Here is a 3,981-nt window from a genome sequence, read left to right as displayed (position 1 = left end):
GTAGGCCGCCCCCGACTTGAGCACCGCCAAAATCGCCACGATCGCCTCGGCCGAGCGCGAAAACATCACCGCCACACACCGACCCGGACTCGCACCCAGCCCAACCAGCAAGTGCGCCAAACAATTAGACGCCTCGTCAAGCTCTCGATAACTCATCGAGCGGGCCGCACAACTAATCGCCACCGCATCCGGCGTGCGAGCGACTTGGGCGGCAAACAGCTCCGGTATCGACTCCCCGGCCACCGGCCGAACCAACATCGCGCGATTGCCGATCTCGTCCAGACGGGCATGTTCATCGGCATCGAGCACATTCACCGACGACAACCGCCGCGACGGATCCTCCACCATGGCCAACAACACCCGGCACAGCCGATCGGTAAGCACCTCAACGCTTTCAGCGTCGAATAGATCGGCGTCGTATTCGACGCGTAGCGCCAGTTCTGGGCCTGGCGTAGCTTGCAGTGTCAGCGGGTAGTGCGTGGATTCGTGACTGGTGAACTCCGTGATCGCCAGCCCACCGAGTCCCGATGATGGTGCGGCGTCGATCGGGTAGTTCTCGTAGACGAACAAGGTGTCAAACAGCTGTTCGTGACCGATGATGCGGTGGATATCGCTGAGCGCCACATACTCGTGATCCAGCGTCTGTTGATGGACGTCGTGCAGCTGGTCGAGTAGCTCGGCCGCGGTGGTGAGCGCGGTGGCGCGTGCCCGCACCGGCACCGTGTTGATCGCCAGGCCCACAAGCGATTCCAGCCCAGCCACCTCGGCTGGACGTCCGGAGACGGTGGCGCCGAAGGCCACATCGTGCTGGCCGGTCAGCCACATGAGCAGCTGGGCCCAGCCGGCCTGCAGCACGGTATTGACGGTGGTGCGGTGTGCGCGGGCGAGTTGGGCCAGAGCCTGCGTGGTCTGCTCGGGTAGCCGCAACGATCTCAGACCGCGCGGTCCGAGTTGCTGCGTGTGTCGCGCGCCGATCAACGTCGGCGTCTCGAAGCCGTCGAACACTTCCCGCCAGGCTGCCTGGGCAGCGTCGAGGTCTCGATCGGCAAGCCAGGCAACGAATCTGCGATACGGCACCGGTGCGGGCAACCGCTGCCCGTCGTAGCTCGCGAATATCTCCTGCAGCAGGATGGGCAGCGACCAGCCGTCGAGCACGATGTGATGGTTGGTGAGCACGAACCGGTATTGGTCTGGCGCGGTGCGAATCAGCGCCGCGCGAAAGACCGGCGGATTGGCCAGGTCGCAGACCGCAGCACGTTCGTCGACACACAAGCGCTGCACCTGCTCGTCGACATTGAAGTCGCCGCCATTCAGGTCGATGTATTGCCACGCGGGGGCGGCGTCGGCGGGAATGATTTGCACCGGCGGGTCGAATTGCGGGCAGAAGTGTGCCGCCAGGTTGGGATGACGGGTCACGACGGCGTGCACCGCCTCACGCAGTCGAACTTCGTCGAGCGAGCCGGTCATGGTGATGTCCAGCTGTGGCGCGTACGGATCGACACCACTGCTCTGCGCGATGGTGGCGTGAAAGAACAGTCCTTGTTGCAGCGGCGTCAACGGCAACACATCGGAAATCTGATGGTGCCGCTCGAGTTCGTCGAGCTCGCTTTGGGTAAGACGGGCGGGAAGCACATCCGACGGGGTCAACCCGCCCCCACCGCGCCGCACGTGCGCGCAGATACCGTACAGGGCCTCAAACCACAACTGGCTCAACCGATTTATCTGGGACTGATTCAGAACCGACGGTGCCCATGTCCAGTTGGCATGCAGGTGCGGGCCGGCCTCGCTGTCGAGGGTGCCGGCGTCAAGTGTCACGGTGTGACTCAGCGGCATCGGTACCGCTGTCGCCGTCGTGGTGGCCGACAAAGCGTCGACGCTGGGTCGCCACAGATCCTCGGTCAGATCGGCGGCACCGCCCAGGCGGCCAAGGTAATTGAACGCGATCGCCGGGTCTGGCCCACTCAGATCCACCTCGTTGTTGAGGTAGCGCAACAACCCGTAGGTCAAGCCTTCGGGTAAGCCGCGCAGTTGTTCTTTGGCAGCTTTGATCACTCCCCCGAGCCCGGCCTCCCCAGCGGTTACCAGGTGCCAGTCCAGCCCGCCGACGTTGAGCGCCACCGGATACTTGGCGGTAAACCAGCCCACTGTGCGCGACAAATCGACGCGGGCGTCCAGCTGCTCCTGGCGACCATGGCCTTCCACGTCGATACCGACCGGTACATCTGCGGTGCCCAAGAACTCGGCGAATGCCAGCCCGAAGGCAATCAACAGAATGTCTTGCACACCAGCGTGAAACGCCGCGGGTACCTCACCGAGCAGCATGCGTGTCGTCTCGATATCCAGCGATAGCGACAGCTTCCCGGCGTTGGCGTGGGTGTCTGCGCCGGGTTGCATCGCCGGCAACGCCGCCGGGGTCGCCATCACGTTGCGCCACACGCCGGCGTGCTCCACGACGTCGGGCCGGCGCGCGTGCTCATCGATCAGCGAGGACCAGCGGGCAAACGATGTGCCGCCGGCCGGCAACGCGACGGGTCGGCCGGTGTGGTGCAACGCCCAGGCAACGTTGATGTCTTCCAACAGGATTCGCCACGACACCGCGTCGACGGCCAGGTGATGGATGATCAACACCAGCTGACCGGTCGAGGTAATCCACAGCGCGCTCACCATTGCCCCGGCAGCCGGATTCAGCCGCGACCGCGCTTCGACCAGCGCCCGATCGGACAACTCTTCGGCGATGTGCAGGCAGTCTTGCGCGCGCACCGAGCCTGGTTCGGGCACCTGCAATGACCAAACCCCGGCCCCGTCGTCGTCGACGTGGAGGCGCAGCACGGCATGTCGGTCCAGCAGAGCCTGCAGCACGACGCTGACATCGGCATCGGTGACGCCGGAAGGGGCTTGGACCACCATCGTCTGGTTGAACTGGTCGATCGGGCCGTCCACTCCGTGCAGCCAGCGCATGATCGGGGTCGCGACGACTGAGCCGATACCCTCGTCGACCGCATCATCGTCGCCGGTGGCGACCGTGGCCACTCGCGCCAGACCGGCCACGGTTTGTTCGACGAAAATGTCGCGCGGGCGACACAGCACCCCGGCGGCGCGAGCCCGGGCCACGACCCGCATCGACAAGATGCTGTCGCCGCCGAGGTCGAAGAAGGAGTCGTCGATTCCGACCCGGTCCAGGCCGAGGACCTGGGCGTAGATAGCGACCAGGATTTCCTCGATGGCGTTGGACGGAGCCCGGTAGTCGACGTCACGGTACTCCGGTGCCGGTAATGCGCGGGTGTCGAGTTTGCCGTTGACCGTCAACGGCAATGCGGCCACCACCACGACCGCCGCCGGGACCATGTAGGCCGGCAACCGCTCGGCCAACCGGGCGCGTACACCATAGACATCGACAAACCCGGGAACCGCCTCGGTGACATAACCTACCAACCGCTTGTCGCCGGGACGGTCCTCACGAACCACCACAACCGCTGCCTCGACTCCATCCAAACCGCTTAGCGCCGCCTGGATTTCGCCGAGCTCGATACGATAACCGCGGACCTTGACCTGCTCATCGGCCCGCCCGACATAGCGCAGCTGCCCGTCGGTACCCCAGCTCACCAGATCCCCGGTGCGATACATACGTTGCCCTGGCGCTGCCGCGCCGGCGAACGGACAGGCCACAAACCGCGACGCGGTCAACCCGGCCCGGTGTAGATAGCCCACCCCCACACCTGCACCGGCCACATACAACTCGCCCACCACGCCGGGCGGCACCGGCCGCAATCGCGCGTCGAGCACAAATAACGCCGCCCCCGGAATCGGTACCCCGATGGGCACCACCCCAGTTCCCGCCTGCAGCGGCACACTGACGGTGACGCATAGCGTGGTCTCGGTGGGGCCGTAGGCGTTGGTCATCACTCGCCCCGGCGCCCATCGATCCACCAGCTCCGCTGAGCAGGCCTCGGCGGCCACCACCAGTGCCGCGGACTCCAAGCC

Annotated in this window: 1 protein-coding gene; it reads right to left on the bottom strand. The window is 65.4% G+C overall.

All coding sequences use genetic code 11. From position 1 onward, the window contains the following. Positions 1–3,981, bottom strand: a 3,981-nt coding sequence (locus tag H7K34_RS00005) for a condensation domain-containing protein (RefSeq protein WP_264058437.1), incomplete at both ends; no start/stop codon positions are given.

Source organism: Mycobacterium montefiorense (assembly GCF_025823255.1).
In the GTDB taxonomy this organism is placed as follows: Bacteria; Actinomycetota; Actinomycetes; order Mycobacteriales; family Mycobacteriaceae; genus Mycobacterium; species Mycobacterium montefiorense.
The sequence above is the reverse complement of the archived record's forward strand: the minus strand, read 5'-3'. Positions and strand labels throughout refer to the sequence as shown.